Annotated in this window: 29 protein-coding genes; 5 read left to right on the forward strand and 24 right to left on the reverse strand. The window is 45.7% G+C overall.

Going from position 1 to position 26,261, the window contains the following annotated elements:
• Nucleotides 1-30 precede the first annotated feature (30 nt).
• From hpt to P9B68_RS02150, 6 genes are read right to left on the reverse strand one after another with little or no spacing between them, the layout of a single operon-like run.
• Nucleotides 31-582, reverse strand: coding sequence for a hypoxanthine phosphoribosyltransferase (hpt, locus tag P9B68_RS02125; protein WP_135657024.1), 552 nt, complete (start codon nt 580-582; stop codon nt 31-33).
• 12 nt (nt 583-594) lie between these two features.
• Entirely contained in the window at nt 595-1,965 is a 1,371-nt protein-coding gene (gene tilS, locus P9B68_RS02130; protein ID WP_277668370.1) for a tRNA lysidine(34) synthetase TilS, read from the reverse strand.
• The gene (gene dnaB, locus P9B68_RS02135) at nt 1,958-3,322 is read right to left on the reverse strand and encodes a replicative DNA helicase (RefSeq protein WP_277668371.1); all 1,365 of its coding nucleotides are present in this window, start codon (nt 3,320-3,322) and stop codon (nt 1,958-1,960) included. Before dnaB ends, tilS begins: the two co-directional genes overlap by 8 nt.
• Before the next feature lie 30 nt (nt 3,323-3,352).
• On the reverse strand, nt 3,353-3,802 hold the full coding sequence (gene rplI, locus P9B68_RS02140; protein WP_135657018.1) for a 50S ribosomal protein L9: 450 nt from the start codon (nt 3,800-3,802) through the stop codon (nt 3,353-3,355).
• Nucleotides 3,803-3,821: 19 nt separating this feature from the next.
• The gene (locus P9B68_RS02145; RefSeq protein ID WP_135657016.1) at nt 3,822-5,777 is read right to left on the reverse strand and encodes a DHH family phosphoesterase; all 1,956 of its coding nucleotides are present in this window, start codon (nt 5,775-5,777) and stop codon (nt 3,822-3,824) included.
• Nucleotides 5,778-5,797: 20 nt separating this feature from the next.
• The gene (locus P9B68_RS02150; protein WP_167875136.1) at nt 5,798-7,573 is read right to left on the reverse strand and encodes a ribonuclease J; all 1,776 of its coding nucleotides are present in this window, start codon (nt 7,571-7,573) and stop codon (nt 5,798-5,800) included.
• A gap of 678 nt (nt 7,574-8,251) precedes the next feature.
• On the opposite strand from P9B68_RS02150, the gene rnhA reads away from it, so the two are divergent.
• The 3 genes from rnhA to nifU all read left to right on the forward strand — a co-directional run bounded on the left by rnhA (nt 8,252) and on the right by nifU (nt 10,433).
• On the forward strand, nt 8,252-8,689 hold the full coding sequence (gene rnhA / locus P9B68_RS02155; RefSeq protein WP_135657012.1) for a ribonuclease HI: 438 nt from the start codon (nt 8,252-8,254) through the stop codon (nt 8,687-8,689).
• Between the two features lie 92 nt (nt 8,690-8,781).
• Complete coding sequence (gene nifS / locus P9B68_RS02160) at nt 8,782-9,972, forward strand: cysteine desulfurase NifS (RefSeq protein WP_277668372.1); 1,191 nt, start codon at nt 8,782-8,784, stop codon at nt 9,970-9,972.
• Nucleotides 9,973-10,001: 29 nt separating this feature from the next.
• Nucleotides 10,002-10,433: a Fe-S cluster assembly scaffold protein NifU gene (nifU, locus tag P9B68_RS02165; RefSeq protein ID WP_135657009.1), complete on the forward strand. Its 432-nt coding sequence runs from the start codon at nt 10,002-10,004 to the stop codon at nt 10,431-10,433.
• Nucleotides 10,434-10,465: 32 nt separating this feature from the next.
• Here the strand turns inward: nifU and P9B68_RS02170 are convergent, their stop codons facing one another.
• The 3 genes from P9B68_RS02170 to P9B68_RS02180 are packed head-to-tail and all read right to left on the reverse strand — an operon-like array spanning nt 10,466 to nt 12,135.
• Nucleotides 10,466-11,038, reverse strand: coding sequence for a DUF4825 domain-containing protein (locus P9B68_RS02170; protein ID WP_277668373.1), 573 nt, complete (start codon nt 11,036-11,038; stop codon nt 10,466-10,468).
• A gap of 1 nt (nt 11,039) precedes the next feature.
• Nucleotides 11,040-11,708, reverse strand: coding sequence for a permease prefix domain 1-containing protein (locus P9B68_RS02175; protein ID WP_135657005.1), 669 nt, complete (start codon nt 11,706-11,708; stop codon nt 11,040-11,042).
• Nucleotides 11,701-12,135 (reverse strand): PadR family transcriptional regulator, encoded by a 435-nt coding sequence (locus P9B68_RS02180; RefSeq protein ID WP_330686039.1) that lies wholly within the window; start codon nt 12,133-12,135, stop codon nt 11,701-11,703. The genes P9B68_RS02175 and P9B68_RS02180 overlap by 8 nt, the downstream gene beginning before the upstream one ends.
• Nucleotides 12,136-12,243: 108 nt before the next feature.
• Here P9B68_RS02180 and P9B68_RS02185 point away from each other — a divergent pair, with 108 nt between their 5' ends.
• Nucleotides 12,244-12,744, forward strand: coding sequence for a superoxide dismutase family protein (locus P9B68_RS02185; RefSeq protein ID WP_135657003.1), 501 nt, complete (start codon nt 12,244-12,246; stop codon nt 12,742-12,744).
• 93 nt (nt 12,745-12,837) lie between these two features.
• Complete coding sequence (locus P9B68_RS02190; RefSeq protein ID WP_167875129.1) at nt 12,838-13,008, forward strand: hypothetical protein; 171 nt, start codon at nt 12,838-12,840, stop codon at nt 13,006-13,008.
• A 256-nt stretch (nt 13,009-13,264) separates the two neighbouring features.
• Here the strand turns inward: P9B68_RS02190 and P9B68_RS02195 are convergent, their stop codons facing one another.
• From P9B68_RS02195 to fliM, 15 genes are all read right to left on the reverse strand, one after another.
• Entirely contained in the window at nt 13,265-13,717 is a 453-nt protein-coding gene (locus P9B68_RS02195) for a chemotaxis protein CheD (protein ID WP_243112899.1), read from the reverse strand.
• Nucleotides 13,718-13,746: 29 nt separating this feature from the next.
• Nucleotides 13,747-14,370, reverse strand: coding sequence for a chemotaxis protein CheC (locus P9B68_RS02200; protein WP_243112898.1), 624 nt, complete (start codon nt 14,368-14,370; stop codon nt 13,747-13,749).
• A 75-nt stretch (nt 14,371-14,445) separates the two neighbouring features.
• Nucleotides 14,446-15,915 (reverse strand): FapA family protein, encoded by a 1,470-nt coding sequence (locus P9B68_RS02205; RefSeq protein WP_135656999.1) that lies wholly within the window; start codon nt 15,913-15,915, stop codon nt 14,446-14,448.
• A 29-nt stretch (nt 15,916-15,944) separates the two neighbouring features.
• Complete coding sequence (locus P9B68_RS02210) at nt 15,945-16,640, reverse strand: flagellar hook-basal body protein (protein ID WP_135656997.1); 696 nt, start codon at nt 16,638-16,640, stop codon at nt 15,945-15,947.
• Nucleotides 16,641-16,659: 19 nt separating this feature from the next.
• Nucleotides 16,660-17,397 carry a flagellar hook-basal body protein gene (locus tag P9B68_RS02215; protein WP_277668374.1) on the reverse strand — a complete coding sequence of 246 codons (738 nt, stop codon included), beginning with the start codon at nt 17,395-17,397 and terminating at the stop codon, nt 16,660-16,662.
• Nucleotides 17,398-17,409: 12 nt separating this feature from the next.
• Nucleotides 17,410-18,183 (reverse strand): sigma-70 family RNA polymerase sigma factor, encoded by a 774-nt coding sequence (locus P9B68_RS02220; protein ID WP_135656993.1) that lies wholly within the window; start codon nt 18,181-18,183, stop codon nt 17,410-17,412.
• Nucleotides 18,184-18,229: 46 nt separating this feature from the next.
• The gene (gene flhA / locus P9B68_RS02225) at nt 18,230-20,284 is read right to left on the reverse strand and encodes a flagellar biosynthesis protein FlhA (RefSeq protein ID WP_135656991.1); all 2,055 of its coding nucleotides are present in this window, start codon (nt 20,282-20,284) and stop codon (nt 18,230-18,232) included.
• On the reverse strand, nt 20,281-21,348 hold the full coding sequence (flhB, locus tag P9B68_RS02230) for a flagellar biosynthesis protein FlhB (protein ID WP_135656990.1): 1,068 nt from the start codon (nt 21,346-21,348) through the stop codon (nt 20,281-20,283). The genes flhA and flhB overlap by 4 nt, the downstream gene beginning before the upstream one ends.
• A gap of 39 nt (nt 21,349-21,387) precedes the next feature.
• The gene (locus tag P9B68_RS02235) at nt 21,388-22,152 is read right to left on the reverse strand and encodes a flagellar biosynthetic protein FliR (RefSeq protein WP_277668375.1); all 765 of its coding nucleotides are present in this window, start codon (nt 22,150-22,152) and stop codon (nt 21,388-21,390) included.
• 36 nt (nt 22,153-22,188) lie between these two features.
• Complete coding sequence (gene fliQ / locus P9B68_RS02240) at nt 22,189-22,455, reverse strand: flagellar biosynthesis protein FliQ (RefSeq protein WP_135656986.1); 267 nt, start codon at nt 22,453-22,455, stop codon at nt 22,189-22,191.
• Between the two features lie 27 nt (nt 22,456-22,482).
• Entirely contained in the window at nt 22,483-23,235 is a 753-nt protein-coding gene (gene fliP / locus P9B68_RS02245; protein WP_135657407.1) for a flagellar type III secretion system pore protein FliP, read from the reverse strand.
• Nucleotides 23,216-23,659, reverse strand: a complete 444-nt coding sequence (locus P9B68_RS02250) for a FliO/MopB family protein (protein ID WP_135656984.1) — start codon at nt 23,657-23,659, stop codon at nt 23,216-23,218. The genes fliP and P9B68_RS02250 overlap by 20 nt, the downstream gene beginning before the upstream one ends.
• Nucleotides 23,660-23,687: 28 nt before the next feature.
• A complete protein-coding gene (locus tag P9B68_RS02255; RefSeq protein ID WP_135656982.1) occupies nt 23,688-24,050 on the reverse strand; it encodes a response regulator in 363 nt (120 codons plus the stop codon).
• A 34-nt stretch (nt 24,051-24,084) separates the two neighbouring features.
• Entirely contained in the window at nt 24,085-25,191 is a 1,107-nt protein-coding gene (fliY, locus tag P9B68_RS02260) for a flagellar motor switch phosphatase FliY (protein WP_135656980.1), read from the reverse strand.
• Between the two features lie 18 nt (nt 25,192-25,209).
• The gene (gene fliM / locus P9B68_RS02265; RefSeq protein ID WP_135656978.1) at nt 25,210-26,208 is read right to left on the reverse strand and encodes a flagellar motor switch protein FliM; all 999 of its coding nucleotides are present in this window, start codon (nt 26,206-26,208) and stop codon (nt 25,210-25,212) included.
• Nucleotides 26,209-26,261 lie beyond the last annotated feature (53 nt).

Consider the following 26,261-nt stretch of genomic DNA (forward strand, 5'->3'; position numbering starts at 1 on the left):
ATGAAGTTCACTCCTTACTTGGGCTGCTTCTTAATTTTCCATCTCTTTCTGGTAAACCTCTGGCTTGAGAATACCGACAAAGGGAAGATTTCTATATTTTTCCGCATAATCCAGGCCGTAACCAACGATAAATTCATCTGGAACGACCGTTCCTACGTAATCCGCTTTAATATCTGCCGTACGTCTATCCGGCTTATCGAACAGCGTACAAACCTTGATGCTTCTTGGGGAACGGGATTGCAGCAGCTCGAGTATGTAGTGTAAAGTCAAACCGCTGTCCAGTATATCCTCAACGACCAAAAGGTCATAACCTTCCAGATTAATGTCCAAATCCTTAATAATTTTTACCACCCCAGAGGTTTTCGTACCGGAACCATAGCTTGAAACAGACATGAAGTCAATGCTGCAAGGGATAGTGATTGCGCGCATCAAATCGGCCATAAAGACTACCGAGCCTTTCAGCACGCTGACCATCAGGAGGTTTTTGTCCTTGTAATCCTCACTAATGCGCTTGCCGATCGACTGTACGATTTCAGCGAGCTTTTCTTCGCTGAATAGAACCGATTGAATGTCATTTCTCATGTTTAGTACTCCTTAAATAATTTTAATTTCTGCTACATTTTGCGTATTTTCATCCACACAGGCATCCTGCGAGGCACCAAAATTCTCAATCCAAATAATTTTTCCGCCGCTTTCAAGCATCGCCAAGTTTCCGCGAAGGATTGGCGCAATTTTTGCTTCATTGAAAAGCTTTTTTAGGCTTTTTGTAACCCCGCGTCCGTATGGGCGGAAAATATCGCCGCAGCGTCTGTTTCGAACCGAGGTAGTACAGTTTATTGTATCATAGTTGATGAAATTATTAAATAACAAATTATTAATTTTACGGCGTTTTTCGAATTCCGGCCGCGAAAGCCGACTTACCGTAAACCTTCTTCCGTCCGGCAAAACGGTTTCCGGCAAATTAAGCGGCACGCACCACGGATGATCCGCCGATTTTTGATCGGATTTGGCAATAAAGAGAGTATTGCCCTGTGCAAAGCATTGTATTCCTCCGGCTACCGTAACAGATCCTGCACCGGCACGCACAATTCCTGCAACCGCTTCGATATGCCCTCCCGCCAGCCGTGCCTGACTTTCCTTCTTTATCGCAACAGAAACGGCGCGGTTCAGAATCGCATCCGGAAGGGAATTCAAAACGGACAGCCAGTAACCGTGGGGGCAAGCTGCCTCTTTTAATTTTTCCTCCGCGATGGAGCACAGGCAGTCTTCGTCTTCTTTCAAATGCGAAGTCATCGTGAAAACCGCTGTTTCAAAGGCCGGGTTAATCGCCTTCAAAACCGGAACGACCCCTAAACGGATTTTGTTCCGCGTATAATCCTCGGAAAAATTGGTGCTATCCGTCACATAATCCAAATTGTAGTAAGCGCAGTACGCTTCGACCTCTTCGCGTGTAACAGAAATAAGGGGCCGGATAATATTCCCGCGGACGGCAGGGATTCCGCAAAGGCCGCGCGCCCCCGTGCCTTTCGCCAAATTGAGAAGGACGGTTTCCGCGCTGTCGGAAAGCGTGTGCGCAGTAGCAATTTTCGTGTTTTCTCCACAAAGGCTCCGAAAAAAAGTGTACCGCACATTTCGACCGCACTCCTCTATTCCTTTGGATTTCTCCGCGGCCAAAGCACGCACGTCCACATGAAGTACCTTCAATTCCATATTGCTTTTCCGGCACCAGTCCGCAACAAAACGTTCGTCGCGGTCCGCTTCCACGCCGCGCAGCCCATGGTTAATATGTGCCGCCATAATCGGAATATGATGTTTTGCAGCATAATTTAAAAGAAAATGAGCAAGCGCGATGGAATCCGCGCCGCCGGAAAGCCCGACCACAACGGAGCATCCCTGCGGGAGCATGTTCCAATCGGCGATTGCCCCTTCGATCTTTTTCTGTATTCTTTGAATTTGATCATTCACTGCGGACTACCTCCTGTGCGGTAAAACGCATGAATTCGCCCTGCCAGTGCAGCGGAACGGTCTTGGTTTCGCCATGGCGGTTTTTGGCAATGATACATTCGCCGCTGTTCCTGTCCGCGTTCTCATTCGGTGTTTCGCTGTCCTGATAATAATCCTCACGATACAAAAACAATACGATATCCGCATCCTGTTCAATTGAACCGGAATCACGCAAATCGGACAAAACCGGACGGTGGTTAGTACGCTTTTCGCTGTCACGGGCAAGCTGGGAAAGCACCAGAACCGGTACATTCAGCTCCTTTGCCATAATTTTCATATTCCGCGTGATTTTTGAGATTTCCTGTACACGGTTGTCGACTTTTCCTGCAGAGCTCATTAATTGCAGATAGTCCACCACCACCAGGTCAACGTCTTTCAGCCGGCGAATTTTTGCCTTCATTTCCCCTACGGTAATCGACGGGTTATCGTCAAAATACATTTGGGTCTTGGAAAGGATATCACCAGCTTCTACAATACGCACCCATTCGTCCTCGCTCAGCTTGCCGGTGCGCAGCTTCGTACCGCTAACCATGGCCTCAGTGGAAAGCAGGCGGGAAGCAAGCTGTTCCTTGCTCATTTCCAACGAAAAAAAGGCGATTTTTTTATTCGCCTTGACCGCCGCGTGCCGGGCAATATTTAAAGCAAAGCTGGTTTTTCCCATACCCGGGCGGGCGCCAAGCAAAATGAGGTCCGAACGGTTCAGGCCAGTAATCGTTTCATCCAGCTCGGAAATGCCCGTCGGCACACCCTTGTATTGGTCAGCGTCGGGGGAATTCAACAGATCCAGCCGGTCAAAGGTCTGCACAATGATTTCGTCAATACGCTGCAACCCCTGCATATTTTTCCCGCGGCGGATATCAAAAATCCGCTGCTCCGCGGAATCCAGAAGGGTAGCGGCATCCACCGTCCCCTCCGACGCTTCCTCAATGATATCGCGCGAGGTGGTGATTAAGGTACGTATATCGTATTTATCCCGCACGATACGCGCATAGGATTCCACATTGGAAATAGACGGTACAATTTGTGCAAGCTGAAGCAGGTACGTCTTCCCGGCCGCTTCATCAAAACTTGCGTTCTCCTTCAGTTTCTCCAGAACGGTAACAAAGTCCACCGGCTGTCCCGCCGTGAACATCTCCAGCATCGTGCCGTAAATCAAGCTGTTATTGGTCTGATAAAAATATTCCGGACGCGGCAGAATTTCCGCTACACGGTCAAGACAGGAAGAATCCAGAAGCACAGCGCCTAAAACGGATTGTTCCGCCTCCGGGCTGAAAGGAAGATTCAAGGCACTGTATCCGCCTATTGCCGTCTCACTCATGCCTGTTCCCTCCTCTCGCTATGTTAAAACTTACTCTTTTTCACCGACAACGGCGAAGATCTTAGCTGTAATTCCGTTATACAGCTTTACTTCGCATTCATAGGTTCCAAAGGCCTTGATATCGCCGTCCATCACAATTTTACGCTTGTCAATGTCCACTCCATACTGGCGTTTCAATTCCTCTGCGATTTCTTTCGCCGTTACTGAGCCGAACAAGCGGCCGCCCTGCCCTGCTTTGGCATACAGCTTCACGCTTTTTTCGTTAATCGTGTCTGCGATCTTCTGCGCGGCTTCTTTTTCGGTTTTTATTTTATAGGCTTTGGCCGCCTCCGCGTTTTTCAACTCGTTTAACGCCTGCGCATTCGCTTCTTTCGCAAGCTTCCGCGGGAAAAGGTAATTCCGGGCGTAACCGTCGCTGACATTGATTAACTCGCCTTTTTTCCCGCTTCCTTTAATATCTTCCAGCAATACGACTTTCATTTCTATTCCCTCCACTATATTATTGAACTGCTTTTGCCATGGTGTCCTGAATCACGGAAATCAGCTTTTCACGGGCCTGCTGAACCGTCATGCCGGAAAGCTGCGCGCCCGCCATTGTAAGATGGCCCCCGCCGCCCAGCGCTTCCATAATGAGCTGAACGTTGATTTCGCCCAGCGACCGGGCGGAAACATTCACAACGTTTCCGGTCGGGAAAAGGACAAACGACGCATTTACCCCCTGAATGGATAAAAGCTCGTCCGCCGCCTGCGCCGATGTGATGCGGATATCCGGAAATTCCCGGTCGGCGGAGGCTATCGCGCACTCGTTCAAAATCTCCGCGCCGGAAACAATCTGATATTTTGCCTTATAAGTATCAATTGTGTCGGAAAACATTCGCTTTACTTCCACCGTATCTGCGCCGCGCCGGCGCAGATACGCGGCCGCTTCAAACGTGCGGACACCGGTTTTCAGAACGAAATTCTTGGTGTCCAGCATAATGCCCGACAAAAGCCCTTCGGCCTCCGTCTGACCCAGCGTATTGTCGCCGATATACTGCACAAGCTCCGCAACCATTTCCGAAGTGGAGCTTGCATAGGGCTCATGGTAAAAGACGAGCGCATTTTCAACATGCTTCACCATCATCCGGTGATGATCAATAACCACCACCCGCGGGATCGCGTTTAAAAGCTCCGCGCTTTCCACAAAATCCTGCGAATGCGTATCGACAACGATCAGCATGGTTTTTGGGTTTACAAGAGCCATGGCGTCCATCGGGGAGCGAAAGACATCCTGCCCGGTGGCGTCCATTGATGCTACAAGCGGCGACGCAAGGGTCTGGGAACGGTTTAAAACCACAAAAGCCGGCTTCTTCAGCGATTTCGTTACTGCGCTCCAAAGCCCAACGGCCGCGCCCACGCTGTCCAAATCGGAATATTTATGCCCCATGATCAAAACATTGTCGCTGTTTTTGATGTGATCGGAAAGAGTAGCGGCAATAACGCGGGTACGCACCTTGTCGCGCTTTTCAACTCCTTTGGAAAGGCCGCCAAAGAACTCATATGTATCGTCCTTTTGTTTGACGGCTACCTGATCCCCGCCGCGTCCCAGCGCCATATCAAGCGCTTTGCGCGCCCATTCCTCTGCTTCCATCAAGGAATCGGCTCCGCGCCCGACGCCAATGGAAATTGTGGCACTACGGCGCTCCCCGGCTTTAATACCGCGAATCGTATCCAGAATTTCAAAGCGTTTGCCCATCGCTTCCCGCAAATGGGCTTCATCTGCCAGAATAAGATACCGTGCGCCGCTCAGCTTTTTAAAGAAACCGTTCATATTCTGCGCCCAATTGATCAGGGCGCTTTCAACCTCCGAGGCAATGCGGGTGTCTTCGCTTCCGCTGGAATCGCGAGCAAGCTCCTCCCGATTGTCGAAGCAGGCGATCATAACGACCGGCCGCTGTTCAATATATTCGCGGTTGATTTCCTTGTAATACGTGTCATCAATAAAATACAGAATACTTCCGTATTCGGTTTTTGCGGCAAAGACCGTAAAATCCCGGTCGCCGACAGTAATATCTGTGCCGCTGTTGCCCATGATCTGATTAACGGTTTTGGGGTAAATGAATTTTAAAATATTTTCTCCCCTGCATTCATGCTTTCCTCCGACTTTAGCGGTAAAGGCGCTGTTTACCCAGATGATATCGCCCGCTTCTCCCACCACCGCCACCGGCATGGTGAAATCCATTAACGCGCGGTATTCATCCCCGGAAAGGATTTTCTGGGCGCTTTTTACTGCGGTAGCAACATGCGCCTTGAACTGTTCCGTCAAAAGGATGACCGCAACGACGGAACAGACCGCAAGCGCCATTTCAGCGTAAGACAAAATCGGATTGTAAAAATAGCTGATACAGGCCATGATGAGCATAACAGCGGTGATTACAAAGAATACCGGTGATGATACCCATACTCTTCTTTTCAAAACAATTACCCCTTTGGTGCTTAAACTTCCATTATGATCGGCAGAATCATCGGATTACGCTTTGTCCGGTCATAAAGCATGCGGGAAAGCTCGTCTTTAATTCTTGTTTTCAGCGTTCCCCAGTCATGCACATTGTTGTCTGCACAATTTTCCAGAACAGCGTTAACAAGTTCCTTCGCTTCATCCATCAGCGGCTCCGATTCACGCACATAGACAAATCCGCGCGAAACCACGTCCGGGCCGGAAATAACATGCCCGTCCTCCTGCGCAATGGTACAAACCACGACAATCAACCCGTCCTCCGCAAGGTGCTTGCGGTCCCGAAGGACAATGCTGCCCACATCTCCGACTCCAAGGCCATCCACCAGCACACGGCCGGCAGGAACAGAAGGAAGCTTTTTCATATAATCCTGATTCAGTTCCAATACGTCTCCGATATCGCCGATATACACTTCCGAGTCTGTTTTGCCCATCGCATAGGCCAGTCTGGCGTGCTTGCGCAGGTGTTTCTGCTCGCCGTGGACAGGGATAACATACTTCGGTTTCGTAATTCCCTGCATAAGTTTCAATTCTTCCTGGCAGGCATGGCCGGAAACATGCACTTCGTACATGGATTCATACACAACTTCGCAGCCGCGTTTCATCAGCTCGTCGATTACCGTTCCGACCGTTTTTTCGTTGCCCGGAATCGGTCTTGCCGAAATAATTATGAAATCGCCTGGGCCTACCTCCACCTTGCGATGGTCGGCAAACGCCATGCGCGTCAGGGCGCTCATCGGCTCACCCTGGCTACCCGTTGTAACCAAAACAACCTTTTCCTTCGGATAACGGTTAATGAGATCCAGATCGATTAAAACGCCGTCCGGGACATCCAGATAGCCCATCTCCACGCCGATACCCATCACGTTGATCATGCTGCGGCCTGAAAGCGCAACCTTCCGCCCGTATTTCACCGCGCAGTTAATAATCTGCTGCACGCGGCTGATATTGGAAGCAAATGTTGCTATAATGATTCTGCTGTTCTCCGCCCGTTTAAAAAGGCGCTCAAAGGAATCATTGACTTTGCTTTCGGTCATCGTATAGCCCGGCCGCTCCGCATTGGTGGAATCCGCAAGCAGGGCAAGAACGCCCTCCTGCCCCAACTGGGCAAAGCGGGATAGGTCAATCATTTCCCCCTGTGCGGGCGTACAGTCGATTTTAAAGTCACCGGTATGAATAACCGTACCTGCCGGAGAATGGATGGCAAGTCCGACAGAGTCTGGTATGGAATGGTTTACGTGGATAAACTCCACATTCAGGCAGCCTAGCTTCACCTGCCCGCCGGGGCGAACCACATGCATTTTTGCTTTTCCATGCAAACCATGCTCTTTCAGCTTGCCTTCCACAAGGCCAAGCGTCAGCGGCGTACCATAAACCGGTACATTGATTTTCTTCAGAAGATAAGGGATTGCACCGATATGATCCTCGTGGCCGTGAGTCAGCACAACGCCGCGTATTTTGCCCACATTGCGCTCCACAAAAGTGAAATCCGGCAGAACCAGATCAACCCCGAGCATATCGCCGTCGGGGAATGCCATGCCGCAGTCCACAATAACCATATCGTTTTCACATTCAAACAGCGTAAAGTTTTTTCCGATCTCGTTCAAGCCGCCCAAAAAATAAACCCGGATCGATGGTTTCTGCTGTTTGCCGCGTTTGCTCTGTTGGCGCTGTGTTTGCCGTTTTGCACGCGTCTGCTTCGGCTGCCCGGGCTGATCTGCCGATTTTGAAGATTTCGCCTTGCTCAACTGCGCCATTACTTGCGGGGCTTTTGACTGCTGCGCCTTTTTTTGCGACTGACGCCGCGATTTGTGCTGTTTTGCCGGGGATGCCGGTTCGTCCACAGCTGCGGCACTGCCTTCCGTTGCCTGTTCCGCAGGTTTTGGCGCTTTGTTGTCCTCTGCCGTTTCCGTTCTATGCCCCTGTGCCACGGGAAGCACCACCTTTTGATAAAGCGTTGAGTGGCCTTCTCCAATCGCGCCAACTTGCAGCTTCCCTGAATTTTCGGAATCTGCGGACTTTGTTTGATTTTTTTCTGTCACGTAATAAACCTCCATTATTAATTAGGGTACAACCAATAAAGTCCGCCGGCAAACGGTGCCGAAGCGGGCATAGGCGTATCCATATAAAATTGTCGTAAAATCGCTGCATTATCCTTTCGCACTACACGGGCAGCTGCAAAAAGACAAAAGGAAACCGCATAATTTGCGGTTCAAAGTATATTTTATGTCTAAATATAATGCTTTTAAAAAAATCCGGACACAAATATTACCACCATTGTACCTTGATTCACAACTACTGTCAAGATACCGTGCCTTTCCCGGCAAATATATTATTGCCCGAAAAGACCTACGTAAACAAAATTTGCATTGTTTGTAAAAAGCGCTCATGCTATAATAAAAGTTATAAGTTTGGAAAAATTAAGGGTGATAAAAATGAAGCACGTAGAAATATTCACCGACGGCGCATGCAGCGGGAATCCGGGTCCCGGCGGTTTCGGCGCAATCCTTCGCTATAACGGCGTTGAAAAAGAAATCAGCGGCGGCGAAACAAACACAACCAACAACCGTATGGAGCTGAGAGGTGTAATCGAAGCGCTTCGTCTTTTAAAAGAGCCCTGTGAAGTGGTGCTTTGCAGCGACTCAAAATATGTCTGTGACGCGATTACTAAGGGCTGGGCGCAAAGCTGGCGCAGAAACGGCTGGCGCAAAGCCGACAAAAAGCCCGCTCTGAACGCGGATTTGTGGGAGACCCTTTTACAGCTTCTAGAGCAGCATAATGTCACGATTCACTGGGTGAAAGGGCATGTGGGACACCCGGAAAACGAACGGTGCGACCGCCTTGCCGTTGCCGCAATTGAAAAATTTAAGTAAGTTGAAGTTTGCCTATTGAAACATATACCAAAAAGGTGTATATTATAAATCGCAGAAAATCTGTAATTTCAAGATAAGTTAAGGTGATAACATTGGGACGTTTTGTATACGCGGACAACGCCGCGACCACGCCTGTCTCAAAAGCCGTTTTAGAGGCGATGGAGCCTTTCTATACGCAATATTATGGAAACCCTTCCAGTCTTTATTCGGTTGGCCGGGCAGCCAAAAAACCGCTTGAACTCGCACGTGAGAAAGTCGCGCAATGCCTTGGCGCGAAACCCAACGAAATTTACTTTACTTCCGGCGGAAGTGAAGGGGACAACTGGGCAATCAAAGGCGTAGCCCACGAGCAGTCCAAAAAGGGCAAAAAGCATATTATCACTTCAAAATTTGAGCACCACGCTGTTTTACATTCCTGTGAAGCACTAGAAAGGGAAGGTTTTGAAGTTACTTACCTCGACGTGCATGAAAACGGCTTGGTAAGGCCAGAGGAGCTGGAAGCAGCCATCCGTGAAGATACCGCCCTCGTCACGATTATGTACGCGAACAACGAAATCGGAACGATTCAGCCTATCCCGGAAATCGGAGCGATCTGCAAAAAGCACGGCGTTGTTTTCCACACCGATGCGGTTCAGGCCGTCGGTCATGTTCACATCAATGTAAAAGAGCAGAACATTGATATTCTTTCTCTTTCCGCACATAAATTCCACGGTCCCAAGGGCATTGGAGCAATCTATATCCGCAGCGGCATCCGTTGCCCGAATCTGATTGACGGCGGCGCGCAGGAACGCGGGCGCAGAGCAGGCACGGAAAACGTCGCAAGCATTGTAGGAATGAGCGTTGCGCTTGAAGAAGCCTGCAAAAATATCGACGCAAATGCGCAACGCCTCTCAAAGATGCGGGACAGGCTGATCGACGGATTACTGAAAATCGAACGCTCCCGCGTCAACGGTGATCGCGTAAAGCGCCTACCCGGTAATGTGAATATGTGCTTCGAAGGCATAGAGGGTGAGTCCCTGCTGCTCAGCCTCGACCTGCAGGGCATCTGCGTATCTTCCGGTTCCGCCTGCACCTCCGGCTCGCTTGACCCAAGCCATGTGCTGCTCGCAATTGGCCTTCCGCATGAAATCGCCCACGGGTCGCTCAGGATTACCCTCAGCGATCAAAACACCGAGGAAGACATCGATTATATTCTCGAGGTTCTCCCTCCAATTATTGAGCGCCTTCGCTCCATGTCTCCTCTTTGGGAGGAAATTGTCAAAGGGCAAAAGAAATTTGCTTAAATTTACGATAGTAAGAGAGGGAATCGATCATGGCATATAGTGAAAAAGTAATGGATCATTTCGCCAACCCGCGCAATGTTGGTGAAATTCCGGACGCAGATGGTGTCGGCGAAGTTGGAAACCCCAAATGCGGCGATATTATGCGCATGTACATCAAGGTCAACGGAGATGTTATCTCCGACGTAAAGTTTAAAACCTTCGGTTGCGGTGCCGCAATCGCTACAAGCTCCATGGCCACCGAACTGATTAAGGGCAAGAAAATTGAAGATGCTTTAAAGCTGACCAACAAGGCGGTAATGGAAGCACTAGATGGTTTGCCGCCGGTTAAAGTACATTGCTCCGTATTGGCGGAACAAGCGATTAAGGCAGCGGTTTCCGATTATTATAAGAGGAAAGGGATTGACCCCTTGCCAATTGTCGGTGAAATTCCGGGATGCGAATCCTGTGCTTGCGAGGTATAAACGAAATAATTATAAGGAAAAAGGAATGTCCGTCAACCGGACATTCCTTCTTTTTTCTGTCTAAGGGTAACTTCCGTAAATATTCTTTCCACATCGCCCGTCTTCTTGAGCTTTTCCTGCATAGCGTGCCAGCTCGATTCATTTAGCAGAACTTTCAGGTCCCCATACTGTTTTTCAATGTCCTTTCGCCGTACCGTAAAACACTGATCTGTAAAGTCATATTTTAACGACTGCAAATTGTCAATCAACGCGAACCCGGCAACGGAACTGTATAAAATCTCCTTTTGCAGCCTGTTTTTTCCCATTCCCGAAGCGGTTCCTTCAAAATGGATTTCAAAGGTAAAGGTATCCGGATTTTGGCTATAATTGCGGGGATAGTCACTAAGCGGTAAATGAGAAAACAGATTGATATTGTTTGGAGCGTTCCCCATATATTTATTTTTATAGGGTAAAATGCTTTGCAAATCATGCGAAGTTACTTCCTGCTGCGCCTGAGCATAAGCTTTTTCCACCTGATACTGTTTGTTTCGGATTTGTATAGTTGCAAAAACAAAAAGAATACCGATAATCCCCAGCGCAATAATAATCCTATCTCTCGTTTTCATTTCACTCAACCTCATACTTTAATGCCAGCCGTTCATTCAAGCCAAAAATGAACGGAATGACAATTGTTAAAAGCGGCAAAAAATAATTTACCAACATATTTCCCAAAGCATACGGGCCGTCAATATGAACCGGCCTTGAAAACCATAAATTGCTTCCGAAATAAACACAGGTGGTCATAACGAAAGAGAACAGGAAATACATCGACCAAAGAACCCAAACAACCCTTTTCACTTTTCTGTAATACAGTATGTTTACATACACCGTTTGCTTTTGGCATTGTTTTCCTCTTTGCTTTAAAAAATAGATATAATAGACACCCGCAATTAGAATGACAAAAGCCAATAGATAGGATAATGCAAATACAGAATAAAATACGCGCAGAGGAATTGTTATCACCCAAACCGACAGAAGAGAAATTAACATCCACTGCATACGTTCGCGGCAGAAGGAAAAGCGGTCAATTTTTATATTTCCTTCAATCAGGCTGTCCACCTCTGTGATGCTGTTCCGGACTTGATCAAATGCTTCGTCCGGGCTGAATCCCGCGGCAATTAAATCCATTCTTTTTGCTTCCAGGTTTGTGTAGACTTCTTCTTTTAAATCACGTATTTTTGAAGTCTGGCGATATTTTCTAAATAGAGAGTCAACATACTCTTTTAATTTATTCATTGCAGTTTCCTCCTTTAATCAGCTTATCGATTAAATCCCGGGCAATATTCCATTCTTCAACCGCCGAATGATAGGCTTTCAGCCCTAACGGAGTAATTTTGTAATACTTCCTGCGCCCTCCCTGGCTTTCATCCCCCCAATAGGACGAAATCATTTTTTGCGATTCCAGCCGCTTTAGGCTTGTATAGAGGGAGGGTTCTTTTAAATCGTAATTTTCGTCGCTGTTGCGATAAATCGCCTTCATGATTTCATATCCGTAATTATCATTTTCATACAGAACACGAAGGATCATTGTATCAATATGCCCCCGTATTAAATCGCTGCTAATCCTGCCGCCCACGCTTCTCACCTCGATGAACATCATAACACATATTACTATGTTTGTCAATGTAGTTTGCCATGTGTTTTCCTCTATATACGTAATCATCTTACCTGATGGAAAAATCCCGTATCGGTTGTCCGGCAATGAGGATATTTCAGCCGTAGGAACCATTCTATATTCTATATCATACAATGAGCTCAGGAGGCGGTTTCATTGTACTCAGATCCTCAATTCAGTCAATTAGCGTATATCTTGAATCGTCCACCGGAGGCTCAGGCTATTATAAAAGGCAGCGCGAGCTATCCCAATATAAACGGCGTCGTGCTGATGTACCAGTTAAGTACCGGTGTTTTATTGTTAGCAGAAGTGCAGGGTTTGCCCCACAATGCCGAAGAATGTGCAGCGAACATATACGGTTTCCATATTCACGAAGGAAGCCCCTGTACCGGAAATGCCGAAGACCCGTTTGCAAACACAGGTTCACATTATAATCCAGGGAATTGCCCGCATCCCGCGCATGCCGGTGATTTGCTGCCGCTGTTCGGCAATATGGGGTACGCTTTCATGGCGTTCTTTACCGATCGATTCACAATACGGGAAGTAACCGGGCGTACAATCGTTGTGCACTTGAAACCGGATGATTTTACAACCCAGCCGTCCGGAAATTCCGGAACCAAAATAGCCTGTGGCCAAATCGTCTATACCGGAAAATAAAGGGTTGGGATTTTGAGGCTTATGCCTTTCCAATTGAGCATCCTATTTTCGGTAACTAACCATATAGAAATAAATTGTACGGGAGAGAATGACATGGAGATGAATAAATACAACTGTACAAATCCAAATAGAATCCACATTTCAAATGCACCGAAATACAAATTGGCGGAACCTAAAAAGGAAGAGATTGACCTGGTTCAAGAATTTAAAAAGAATCCAGATTCCTTTTTTCCTTCTATAATTCCACCTGCTAAGCCACACTAAGGACTTTTTATTCTTATACCTCAACAGCCCTTTCCTTTAATCGCCCATAAACTGTGCTCCGCTTTGTACGAGATAGGCTTTGTATTCCGGTCATGCAACAAAAATCTCCTTTTGCGAAAATATGCAGGTTTGAACCGCATAAAAAGCAAAAGGAGGTTTTCTTTCCCACCGGCCAAGCCAGCGGTTATTGTTCGCAAAAGCAATACAAGGAAAGGCTTTCTTCCTGTTACACAAGAAAGTCTTTCCTTGTATCCTTTTAAAACGTCTTAACGCCGTTTGAAAAGGATTTGACAACCATACGTCCGTCCTCTGTATAAAAATAAACCGTCCTGCCATAATTTAATCCTGTATCCTCCGCGCAAATTCGGATTTGAAGCTGCGCCAAACAATTTTTAACAGAGGCAACATTGCGCTGGCCAATATTTCCGAAAGAGGAATCGCCCGCCACGTCGAACATTTTTGCTCCACCGGCTATTTTTGCAATGATTCTTCTGCGGCTGCAACCTAATCTTTCCATTTGCTGCACCATGTCCGGAATACAAGTATCGGCAAAACGGTTTCGATTTTCTTTAGGATTATTAACCGGATAATTTGGCAGCATGATATGCCCCAAGCCGCCGATTTTCAACACCGGATCATATAAACAAATCCCTACGCAGGAACCAAGCGCATAAGTTACCAGCGAATCATCAAATTTTACGATCTTCATATCCGATATCCCGATTGTAAATAAATTACTCATAACGCAATACCCAATTTCTCCATTAATCTATTTAAGGAATCGATCGAAGGTACCAGCAACATATTCGCCGTAACGTCTTTCGTTCCACTGAGGAAGTCATCTTCGATAAAAATAATTTTATCGGAAACAGAACCCATTTCAAGTGCCGGGACGCTTAAAAGAGCACCCACCATATCAACTGTAATCGCGGGCACCGTCGTTTTTAAATTCATCTGAGACAGCGTTCCAATTGAACCGGTATATGCTGCAATCATAATATTTCCGATTTCGGAAATGGCCGAAAGCTCCATATCCGACAACTTATCACAACTTACTTCCTTGACCCCAAGAAGGGATGTCAAAATGGTTTTAGCAAAATCCTGTTCAATAATGAACATCATAATCCCTTCAATATCGCCGCTCAGTTTTGACAAAATGCCAATAACCACATTCTCCGGACCGCCCAGCAAATTTGCCGCATCGCTGATATCCAATATCTTAACAATCGGTGTTGACATGTCCACTTCTGTATTCAGCATCTGCGAAAGGGATGTAGCAGCGTTTCCCGCTCCTATATTTCCTAGTTCTTTTAATACGTCAATGTGCATGTCGTTGAGTTGTTCTAAATTTAAAATTGTCATCTCATTTCTCCATTCCGCCGTATTTCGGCAATAAACCAAAATTTCCAACCTTCTGAGGCTGCATTTGATATAAAGTCAGAAATCCGAAGGCAAAACAGGGTTAAATACGATTTGGTCAGAATTTATATAGAATTTCATATTGCTGTAATCAGCCGTCAGCGTAAGATTATAGGGACCGATTGACATTTTTGTACCAATATACACAACGCCAGTTCCGACAATCTTAAATTGGAAAAGGCTGTTTCTTTTCTCGTCTGTCTGTTTAATTTTATCCTTGATCTCCTGTATTTCTTCAGCCATTTTTGCTTTCCTTAGAATTGCAGCCTTAATCATCTGGTTTTTCTGTTCCGGATTTAACTGACTATCCGCTTTAATATGTACCCTTAATTCTGAAAACTTGTTCTGGAAATCCTCCAGATCGTTTTCCGCGTTGGTTAACTGCTGTTCCAAAGCTTCCTTACTCTCTTGATCGGAATTGGCGGTAAGCAAATCATTGAGTGTGCTCGACTGAATGGAAACCGCCGTCTTTCCAGAGGTTCCTGTTCCAATATTTCGTGCCACGATCTTCTGACCGGCCTCATATTTTCCCCCGATTAAGGAAGCTTTTCTCCCTTTTAGAATGATAGATCCGCCCGCCTTCGCCCTGCAGGTCATCAGCACATCCGCATAGATGTCTCCCTCTGCCTCCAGAACCGCATTTTCGAAATATTTCCCGACAATGTTACCGCCGGCTTTTAATGTCCCTCTTCCCATTCCGTTCATGCCGTTGGATATGGTTATGTTCCCCTGCGCTTCTATGAAGGCTCCTTCCGCCATGCCGCGGATGGTGATGTCTTTCCCCGCTGTTACGGAAAACCCTTCCCGGACATCTCCCTGTACAATTACGGATCCGATCGCCTTAATATTCCCGGAAGCACTATTAACGTCTCCGCGAACAATAAAAACTTCATTTACATCAATTCTGGATTTTTTAAATTCGATGCAGCCATCCACTCCGGCAACCAGAGCGAGCCCATCTTCGGAAACCTCGGTATTGAGTCCCGCAGGAAGGACCGGAGAACGCCCGGGCTTAAAAGAAACCTCCCGGTTATAAACATCCCTTCCGTCTTTTCCGGGAGTCGGAGGAACAATACGGCAAAGTTCTTCCCCTTTCGAGATATTTTTTACTGTACCCAAATCACGGAAATCCACAGTACCGTCTTCTCTTTCTTTCGGACGAAAATCCGTATCCGTGTCGAAGTTGTAGGTAATATATCCGTCTTCCCCGTCCACCGGCGGATCTCCCTGGGCACAAAGGAGTTCCATATAGTACTTTTTCCCGTCGCAAAAATCGCGTATTGCCGCTTCGCGGATGCCATACGTAACTTCTTTTTCCGTAAGGTAATTGAGCACTTCGTCATATGTAACGACTTGATCGGCAGCAGCCGGCTTTACTCTTAAGTAGGCAGCCATGCTGTCAACCGAAACCGTAAGATCAAACTGAGGCTTTGGCTCTTCTTTTTGCGCTTCTTGTTCTTCCAAATGCGAATCCGAATCCAAACTCATTTTTATCTCCTCTCAATCCCCATATGATTTTATCTTAAAGAATTCACCGTCTGCATGATGTCATCGGAAATCTGTACAATTTTCGAGTTAAACTGGAACGCACGCTGATATTCGATCATGGAAACCATTTGATCTGCATTATCAACGGAGGAATCCTCAAGAAATCCGTTTTTCACCTCCGGATTTCTCACTACGCTGGCATTTCCGGACAGCGTAGTCGCCTTAAAACAGGTATTTCCCGCACGTTCAAGTCCGCCTGTATTTGAGAACGAAAAGACGCCAACCGTGGGGCTTTCATTTTCGCTTGCCACAGAAATGGGATGCCCATTGGCGTCCAACACATGATTTCCAGCGGAATCAACGAGATAGCCCTTGTCATGTTCCAGAGAAATATGGAAATTCCCGTTGCGGGTGTATTGTACGCCATCTTTGGTCTGTACGGCAAAAAAAGCGTCGGGCTGCATCAAACAATAGTCCAAGGCACGGCCGGTCTGCTTCGGAGCCCCCTGTTCAAACAGCGTATCCGTTTTCTGAAGCCTGGTGCCATGCCCGCTTTTCAATTGCTGATTTCCGTACTGGATGTTCGTATACAGGAGATCGGAAAACGTGGCAGTAGACGCCTTATAGCCTGTTGTTGCAAGATTCGCAACATTATTTGCCGTAACGTCAATCCCGTTTTGCAAATTAATCGTGCCGGCCGCGGCCGTGTAAAAAGAATTGATCATACCATATCACCCTCTGCTCTTATATTTTTGCAATATTGGTTACCGAATTGGTAAGTACTTGGTCATACATTTTTAACGCCTGAGAGCAATTTTGCAGATTCCGCTGCGCGGAAATTGCTCTTGTCATTTCTTCCACCGCATTCACATTGGAACCTTCTACTGTTTTCCAAAGAATGCTTGGATTCTGCATAAGCGCAGGCGCTCCGCCGGTGTAAGAAAACATCCCTTCTCCGGCAGCTTGCAAAGCAGTATAATCCGCGAAATTGTAAACCGCTATTCTGCCAACATTTCTACCATTCGCAAACAGATTTCCCTGCTCGTCCGCCTCGATTTGGTCCGTTCCCACCCGAATCGGGCCGTTGGCGCCTAAAACCCGCCCGACATTGTTCAGGGTAAGATAACCCTCGCTGTCAACATTAAAGCTGCCGTTGCGGGTATAAACCGTACCGTTGGTTCCCTGAACCGCGAAAAATCCGTCGCCCTTAATCGCAAAGTCCAGCGCCCGGTTGGTATTCTTCAAAACACCCTCCGTATGGATGGTATTTGTTTTATCTGCCACAGTTATTAAACTCACACTTCCGAGTTCTGTCCGCTGTGTATCCAACCGGTTTATCATCAAATTCCCAAATGTAGAAGTGGTTACCAATTTCTTTTTATATCCGGGAGTTTCAATATTCGCAAGATTATTACTGATTCCGGTTAAAACCCTGCTCTGCGTCAGCATACCGGAAGCGAGGGAATAAAAACCTCTGTCCATTTTCCTTCTCCTTTACTGATTCAAATATTCAGCCAAATATTTCTTTAATTTGCGGAGCGCGCTGGAATGAATTTGGGAAACCCTCGACTCGCTGATTTCCATGACACTCGATATCTCCTTGATTTTCAGCTGTTCCTTATAATACAGCGAAATGACAACCTGTTCCTTCTGATTTAAAAGCTTAATATCCTCGGCAAGGACATCCTGAAGCTCCTTTTCGGCTACGACCTGTTCCGGGCCGTGAATGGAATCGCTGGACTGGCTTACCTGAATATTTTCGACTCCCTTTTCATAGATCATCTCTTCGAAGGAAAGCATATTCAATACGCAGGTTTCCGCCTGCATTTTTTCATATTCCGATAAACTCACATTCAAGTATTCGGCCATTTCTTCATCGGTCGGGCCACGGCCTAAACGATGGCTTAAAGCATTTTCCGCCTCGCTAATATCCTTGGCAATCCGTTTCAGTCTTCTTGGAAAACAATCCTGCTTCCGTATGTAATCAATCATGGCACCGCGTACTTTAATGGATGCGTAGGTTTCGAACTTTACATTCTTTTCCGCGTCAAATTTTTCTACCGCGTCCAATAACGCGATCAGACCTTCATTGACGATATCCTCCATGTAGTTAAAATACTGGTAGCGGCCAACTGTCTTGAGCGCGATGCATTTTACGATATAGCTGTATTGTATAACAAGCAGATTTCGGATTTCCTGATCCTTTGTCTCATGGTATTGCTTCCATAAATCCACAGTTGAAACCTGTTCTGTTTCCAAATTTCTCAATTCAGCCGTCCCTCCCTTCAAAGATAAATTGATTTCAGCATGTCCATCATTCGATCGTTACATTCGCAACCGCCTGAATCTGTACATCGGAATTCAGCTCGTTGAATGACAAAACTACTGCATTTGGATAGAACTGTTCAAGCATTTTGCTGAAATAAATTCGAACAACGGGCGAAGTGAGTATAATCGGTACATTGATCACTTCTTTTACCCTGGTAATGCAGTCAAGCAGCTTTGATACGATCTTCTGCGTTGTTTGCGGATCAAGCGAAAGATAGGTGCCCTGATCGTTTTTGCTGATGGAATTTACAATCAGTCTCTCCACCTCGCTGTCCAGCGTAATAACCCTGATCTGTCCGCCGTCCGACCACTTGCGAGTAATCGTGCGCTTCAGCGCCTGTCTGACATATTCGGTTAAGACCTCCGGATCATGCACATTCGCGGCATGATCCGAAATGGTTTCGAGTATTGTTTCCATGTCCCGGATCGGAACGCCTTCTTTCAACAGGTTGCAAAGAATCTTTTGCAAACCGGAAAAGGAAATCATATTGGGCACAACATCGTCCACAAGCGTAGAACCGGTTTTCCGAATCGTATCCAGCAGCTGGTTCAAATCCTGTCTGGAAAGCAGCTCATACGCATGTTTGCGCACGGTTTCGGATAAATGGGTGACAACCACGGAGAGCGGATCAATAACCGTGTAGCCGTAAATCTCAGCAATTTCCTTTTTGTCCTTGGTAATCCATTTACTTGGGATTCCGTAAGCCGGTTCAATGGTTTCAATTCCGTCAATTTCTCCCGTCAGATTCCCGGGGTCAAGCGCGAGATAATAATCGACCAGAATCTCGCCCCGGCTGACTTCCTCTCCTTTAATTTTAATCACATATTGGTTCGGGTTCAGCATCCCATTGTCTCGCAGGCGGACTGCCGGAATAACCATGCCCATTTCCAAAGCAAACTGTTTGCGGAAGGTAACCAACCTTTCAATAAAGCTGCTTCCGCTGTTTTCATCGACCAATGGAATCAGGCTGTAGCCGAATTCCATTTCGATCGCATCAATTTGTAGGAGGTCATAAATGTTGTCAATATTTTTATAGTAGCTGGTTTCATCCTGCTCCGCCGCGGCTGCCTCCGGCACATTGGCTTTCTGGGCTTCAGCAACAATATCGTTTCTCTTTTTCAAATTGAAACCCGCCGCTAACAGGCCGATGGCTAAAATCAGAATTTGCACAACCGGCATTCCAGGAATAAAGCAAAGGCAAATCAGCGTAAATCCCGCAATGATAATGACAATCGGACGGGATAAAAACTGTTTGGTAACATCAATGCTCAGGCTGGAATCCGACGCGGCGCGTGTAACAATCATACCGGTTGCGGTGGAGATCATCAGCGCGGGCAATTGTGAAACCAAGCCGTCGCCGACAGTCGCAATCGAATAAATATTCAGAACCTCTGTAAAAGAGCTTCCGCCCTGCACCATACCAATCACGGTTCCACCAAGAAAATTGATGAAGGTGATAATGATACTGGCAATGGCGTCGCCCTTAACAAACTTGGTAGCACCATCCATAGCGCCGTAAAACTCCGCTTCACGCTGGATATCTTCTCTGCGCTGGCGTGCCATGGATTCATCGATAATACCGGAATTCAGATCGGCGTCAATCGCCATTTGCTTACCGGGCATAGCATCCAGCTTAAATCTTGCCGACACTTCCGAAACACGTTCGGAACCCTTCGTAATAACCATAAAATTTACGATAACAATGATGATAAAGACAATAAAACCAACAACGACGTTTCCTCTTAAAACGAATTCTCCGAAGGTTTGAATCACCTGGCCTGCTTTTCCGGATTGCGTGAGGATGAGTCTTGTGGAGGAGATGTTCAAAGCCAACCGTAAAATTGTGGTCATTAACAGCATAGATGGGAAAATGGAAAACTGCAATGCGTTTTTTACATACATGGTCATCAGAAGGACCATAATGGAAAGGGATATATTTATGATAAACATCATATCCAACAAAGGAGCAGGCAAAGGAATGATGATAAATCCGATAATGATGACTACAAAAATCGCAACTGCGTTATCACGGATCTTCAATATTGCTTCGTCTCCTTCTTCATTGAGTAAACCCACGCCATAACCTCGGCAACAACTACATAAAACTGCTCGGGAATTTCCTTATCAACCTCTACAGTTTCATACAATGCCCGGGCGAGCGGACGGTTTTCCGTCATGGGTATATTGTATTTTTCAGCGATGTCAATAATTCTCAGCGCCATATAATCCTGCCCTTTCGCGACAACAATTGGGGCATTATTTTTTTCAATATCATATTTCAGAGCAACTGCAAAGTGGGTTGGATTTCGAACGATAACATCCGCGGTCGGCACCTGCTGCATCATTCGCTGCATGGATGCCTTGCGCTGTCTCTCCTTAATCTGTCCCTTAATAAACGGATCACCTTCGAGTTGCTTATATTCCTCCTTAATTTCCTGTTTTGACATGCGGATGCTTCTTTCGTATTCCCACCACTGGTACAGATAGTCCAAAGCCGCTATAAAAATAAAGGCGATGGAAAGTCGTATAACAATATCCATCAGGGAATTCAAAATAAACGAAACCGCCTGGGAAACATCTTGAAACATTAACTTTGTGAAAGATGCCGCTATATCTGTGAACGCGGTGTATAAGACATAAAAAATAACCGATATTTTGATCAATGCTTTCACAAGCTCCGCGATGGAACGAAGGGAAAAAAGCCTTTTCATTCCCTGAATGGGACTGATTCTGGAAAATTTGAACTTTAAATTCTCCTTGGAAACTTTCAGTTTCGTCTGCATGGCGGTACCAATGATACTCACCGCAACGGAAGTCAGCATTACCGGACCGGCCAATAACAGGATGGAAATGAGAACATCCCGCATGACATCGGTTGTAAAGGATTCGGAAAGTTCGTGAACGGTTTTTGTGTAAGTGATATACCTGAAAAAAAAGTTTGAAAGATAATGATAAATAAATGGAAAGATTATTTTTAGTATTGTAAAGAGCGATAGGATAGAAAGTGCGCTGATTACATCGTTGCTTTGAAAAATATTCCCCTTTTTACGTTCGTCTTCCCGCCGTTTCGGGGTGGCTTTTTCTGTCTTGCTGCTGTCCGCCATATCATCCCCCCTTAAACCGGATGCAAGTCGATCTGAAGGCTATTTCAGCATTACAAAAACCTGACTGATATTATCGAACATTAAAGTAATCAGTCTTTCAAGGAAGGTAGAAAGAGACGGCACCATAATCAAAAAAACCAGGAATCCAAGGATTACTTTTACCTGAATGTTAATTACAAAAACATCAATCTGCGGAACGGCTTTCATAATCAGTCCAACAGCGATTTCTGCAATGAACTCCGCCGCCAGAACAGGAAGCGCCAATTTAACCGCATAAATCAGAATGAGGGAAAATAAGCTGACCAGATGCTGCGTCATTTCCGGCTTCAGCTCAAACTGATCGTAGGGAATCATCACGCTTAACTTTGTAAAAATCTGAATCAAAGTCAAGTGCCCGTTCACCGCAAAAAAGATCAGAACAAACGTCAAATTCATAAGGGACGCGGACAGCGGCATGGAAATATTGCTTTGCGGATCGTAAATCCTCGACATGGATATGCCGATCTGCATGTCCATATTTTCACCGCCGATCATGATGACGGATAAAAACAACTGGATGATATACCCGACAATATATCCGATGAGCAATTCCTTTAACAAACTGATGGAGAGCACGAGAAAGGACGCGATATGGATGGTCTGTGCCGGGACGAGATGATAAGAAAAAAACGAAAGCATCAGGGTAAGCCCGACTTTGAGAATTACCGGCAGGTTCTTTCTGCCCAGTATCGGGTTGAACAGGATACAGCCCGACATCCTCATAAATATGAAAAGCAGAAGGGTAAAATCATAATCCATATTCATAAAAAGCTTATGATCACACCTTCCAACTTTTATCTCTTAACTTAATTTCGCGATCATGCGAAAGATATACATGGTAAAATCGTTCATCGTCTCAAACATCCATGGTCCCAAAATCACCAAAATTACGCCAATTGCCACTAACTTCGGTACAAAGGTAAGCGTCTGCTCGTGAATTTGGGTTGCCGCCTGTAAAATAGAAACAATCAACCCCAATGATATACTGACGATCAAAATGGGTGCGGCAACCTTCAGCGCCACAAGCATCGCCGCCTGTAAAACCTCGTTAATCTGCGATATTGTCATAAGCAGCGTAATCCTTTCCTGTTTCGACTAAACATTAAAGCTTGCGGCCAGGGTTTTAAACAACAGTCCCCAGCCATCCACAAGCACGAAGAGCAAAAGCTTGAACGGAAGAGAAATCATGGATGGAGGAAGCATAATCATACCCATTGACATCAAGGTGCTGGATACGATCATGTCAATAATTAAAAATGGAATAAAAATCAAAAAGCCAATCAGAAACGCCCTTTTTAATTCACTTGTCATAAAAGCGGGAATAACAACCGTAATGGATAGCTCATTCACGGATTTTACCGGCTTGGCTTTTGAAAGATTAACAAATAAGTTTAAATCCTCCTTCTTTGTATTTTTCAGCATAAACGTCTTCATCGGCACGGCTGCCTTATGTAGAAATTGCTCCTGCGTAATTTTCTGTTCTTTATACGGCTGGTACGCCTGCGTATTCACTTCATTCACAACAGGCGTCATAATAAACAGAGACAGGAATAGTGCAATGCTGATCAAAACCTGATTCGGCGGCGTTTGCTGAAGTCCAAGTGCGTTCCGCAAAAAGGAAAGCACGATCACAATCCTGGTAAAGCAGGTTGTCATAATGAGAATGGATGGGATCAGAGCCAAAATCGTGAACATCTCGATAATCTCGAGCGTATTCATGCTCTTGCCATTCACATTCACACCAACGGAAGCCGCAGAAGCCTGTAAGGGAAGAAGAAAAAGCATCACGAGGGACAGTGTAACCAGAAGCAAGGTTTTTTTACCGATTTTATTTTTGTTCTTTCTCATCTTCGGCATTGTCAGTTTTTCTGGCCTTGCTGAAAACTGCGTCACTCAATTTCACATCCCATCCTGATTTTAACGTTGAATTTAAAGTTTCCAGAAAACCATCCTTGGGGACGGTTTCCAAGATATGCATTTCCGATTCATCCAGTTCCTTCAGGATTTCAACGGAATTGCTCGAAAAGCCGATAAGATATAACTTTTTGCAAACCTCAACAATTGCAAGGCCCTTGTCCTGCGTTAAAGCTAAGCGTTCTATGACTTTCATATTGTTTGAATTTGATATATTGTTCACGCGCTTTACCATAAACTGGCTAAATTTAGAACAAAGGTATAAAACCAAAATAATGGCAGCCAAAGAAAAGAAAAGCGGTAATATATCACTAAAAAAGCTCAGAAGCGGCAAAACAGCCACCATAAGAAATTTCAACGCATTTCCTCCCCTACGGCAAACAGGATTATCCCAGAATTCCGTTTACTGTTTTCATGATACGATCCGGCTTAAAGGGCTTCACGATGAAGTCTTTTGCGCCAAGCTTCAGCGCCTCAACAACCATTGCCTCCTGGCCCATAGCGGAACACATAACGACCTGTACGGATTCGTCTATCTCCTTCAGATTTTTTAAAGCTTCCAGCCCATCCATAACAGGCATCGTAATATCCATAAGGATTAGATCCGGCTTTTCCGCGTTATAAAGCGCAATCGCCTTTTCCCCGTTTTCGGCTTCAATAATATCCGTATAACCGTTTTGCTGAAGGGTGTTTTTTATCATCATCCGCATAAAAGCTGCATCGTCGACCAACATAATCTTCTTACTCATTTCTGTTCCTCCTATTTGCACCCTGCGGTGCGTGTTAAATTAATTTCATGATTTCACTATTGCTTAATACTTCTGTAATTCGTACACCATAAAAATCGTCTACAACGACAACATCCCCCTTTGCGATACGTTTGCCGTTTACAAAGACATCGACCTGAGAACCGGCTTGCTTATCCAATTCTATAATGGTCCCTGATGTAAAATCCAGAATATCTTTAATCGGCTTTTGGGTACGGCCGATTTCAACCGTAATTTGAAGCGGAACGGACATAATCATATTCAGGTTATTGTTTTGATCGTTCGTTAGCACGGTATCTTCCGCATCAAAGCTCTGATACGCAACATGTCCCACATTGTAATTCTGCGGCTGTTCGTAACTTGATACTGCTTCTACTACAGGAGCAGGTTTGCTTGCCACCGGCGCCGGTTTTTGCTGCTGTACCGGCTGTGGTTTGGAAGGCGCGGGCTGCGGCTTTGATGGAGCCGGCTGCGGTTTTGGCGGAACAGGTTCCTCTGCCGGTTGCTCTGCTGCGGCAGGCGCCCCAAAATTAAAGGAGCGGATGAGTTCTTTCGCCAGATCTGCTTTCATTAGGCTGATAAACTCGCTGTTTACCATATCGCCGATCATTAAATTGAAATGTACTGTAACAACATTTTCTTCGGTTTCAAAATATTTACTTTTAAACTGCTCGGAATCATTAATTGGGAAAGATGTCGGAGGTGAAATGTTAATAGCCATGTTCAGGAACTGTGAAAGCGCCGTAGCGGAAGCGCCCATCATCATGTTCATAACTTCACAAATTGCCCCAATACTCATTTCATCCATCACGAATTCCTGCTCAGAATAATCGGTATGAAGCAGTAAACCAACAATTACTTTTACATCGGATTCTTTTAAAATCAAAATATTCTTTCCGTCCAATCCGCTTACGTAATTGATTTCAACCGCAATTGCCGGTTCCATCGATTCAAAATGAACATCCTTCGAAGGCATCACTTCAACGCGGGGGGTTGTAATATTCACACGCTGTTCCAGCATTTCCGAAACGGAGGTCGCTGAAGAACCCAAACTGATATTCAGAATTTCTCCTATAGCGTCAATGTCCATAGCAGAAAAGATTTCTTCGTTATTCGGCTCCATAGAAATCACCTTTCTTATTTATTGTAGAGATTTGTTGATTTTAACGGCGTATTTTTTCTGCTTTGTTCCTATAACACCTGTAAACCATGGCAAGCCCTCTACTTCCAAAACAATTGAATCTTGATCCACCCGGGTATTGAGTGGAATAATATCGCCTGCCTGCAAATTAAGCAAATCTTTCAGGCTGATTTCTGTTTTACCTAACATTGCGCTAATAGTCAGCGGAGAATTCTTTAGTGTGTGCATAATTCCAAACTTACGCTGTTGTTCCACTGAAGGATCTTCCTTCTTGGGCAATTTAACATATTTCGAATTGAAAACTCGGAATACTTCCTCAAGCGAGGAAGCCGGAAGACAAACGTTGATATTCCCTTTTAAATTTTCAATCGTTACTTCAATGGCAATGATTGCGACCGCTTCATCGGGCTGCACCAGTTGCATCAGTCTGGAATTCGTTTCAATCATGTCTAAGGTATGATGGATTTCCATATAATTGCCCCATGCATTATCCATCAGGGGTAAAAGCTGTTTAAACACATACTCCAATAAAGAAAGCTCAATGTCGGTATAATCTCTTTCAATTTCATACCCCATGCCATTTCCGCCCAACAATCGATCCATAATGGAAAAAGAAATCTGGCGTGACATTTCAACCAAAACGGGTTTGTCGTCAATCCGGTTTTCTTCGCTGTTCATACCGATAATGGCAACCAGTATGGAATCGCCAAGGGCATTGTTGAACTCGCGGAACTCTTCTTCTTCCACTTGCAAAATCTCCATTTGGCAGGCGGAGCGGAGCATTCCGGCGAGCTGAAGACTGAACATTCGTGAAACGCTGTCAAAAACGTTGTCCAGTAGCTTCAACTGCTCCTTTGTGAACTTCTTTGGGGACATAAAGTCGTATTCTTTTACTTTAGGGCCGGCGGTTTGTTCTTCGATTTCCTTAAAGTCTACATGTCCGCTTTGCAGGCTTCCCAATAATTCGTCAATTTGCTTTTGAGACAATACTTCTGCCATAGGACCTCCTACTCCCGCATATTAAAATTTAAAACGTTTCATCCTATGCGGAA

This window comes from Caproiciproducens galactitolivorans (genome assembly GCF_029266045.1).
Taxonomy (GTDB): domain Bacteria; phylum Bacillota; class Clostridia; order Oscillospirales; family Acutalibacteraceae; genus Caproiciproducens; species Caproiciproducens galactitolivorans.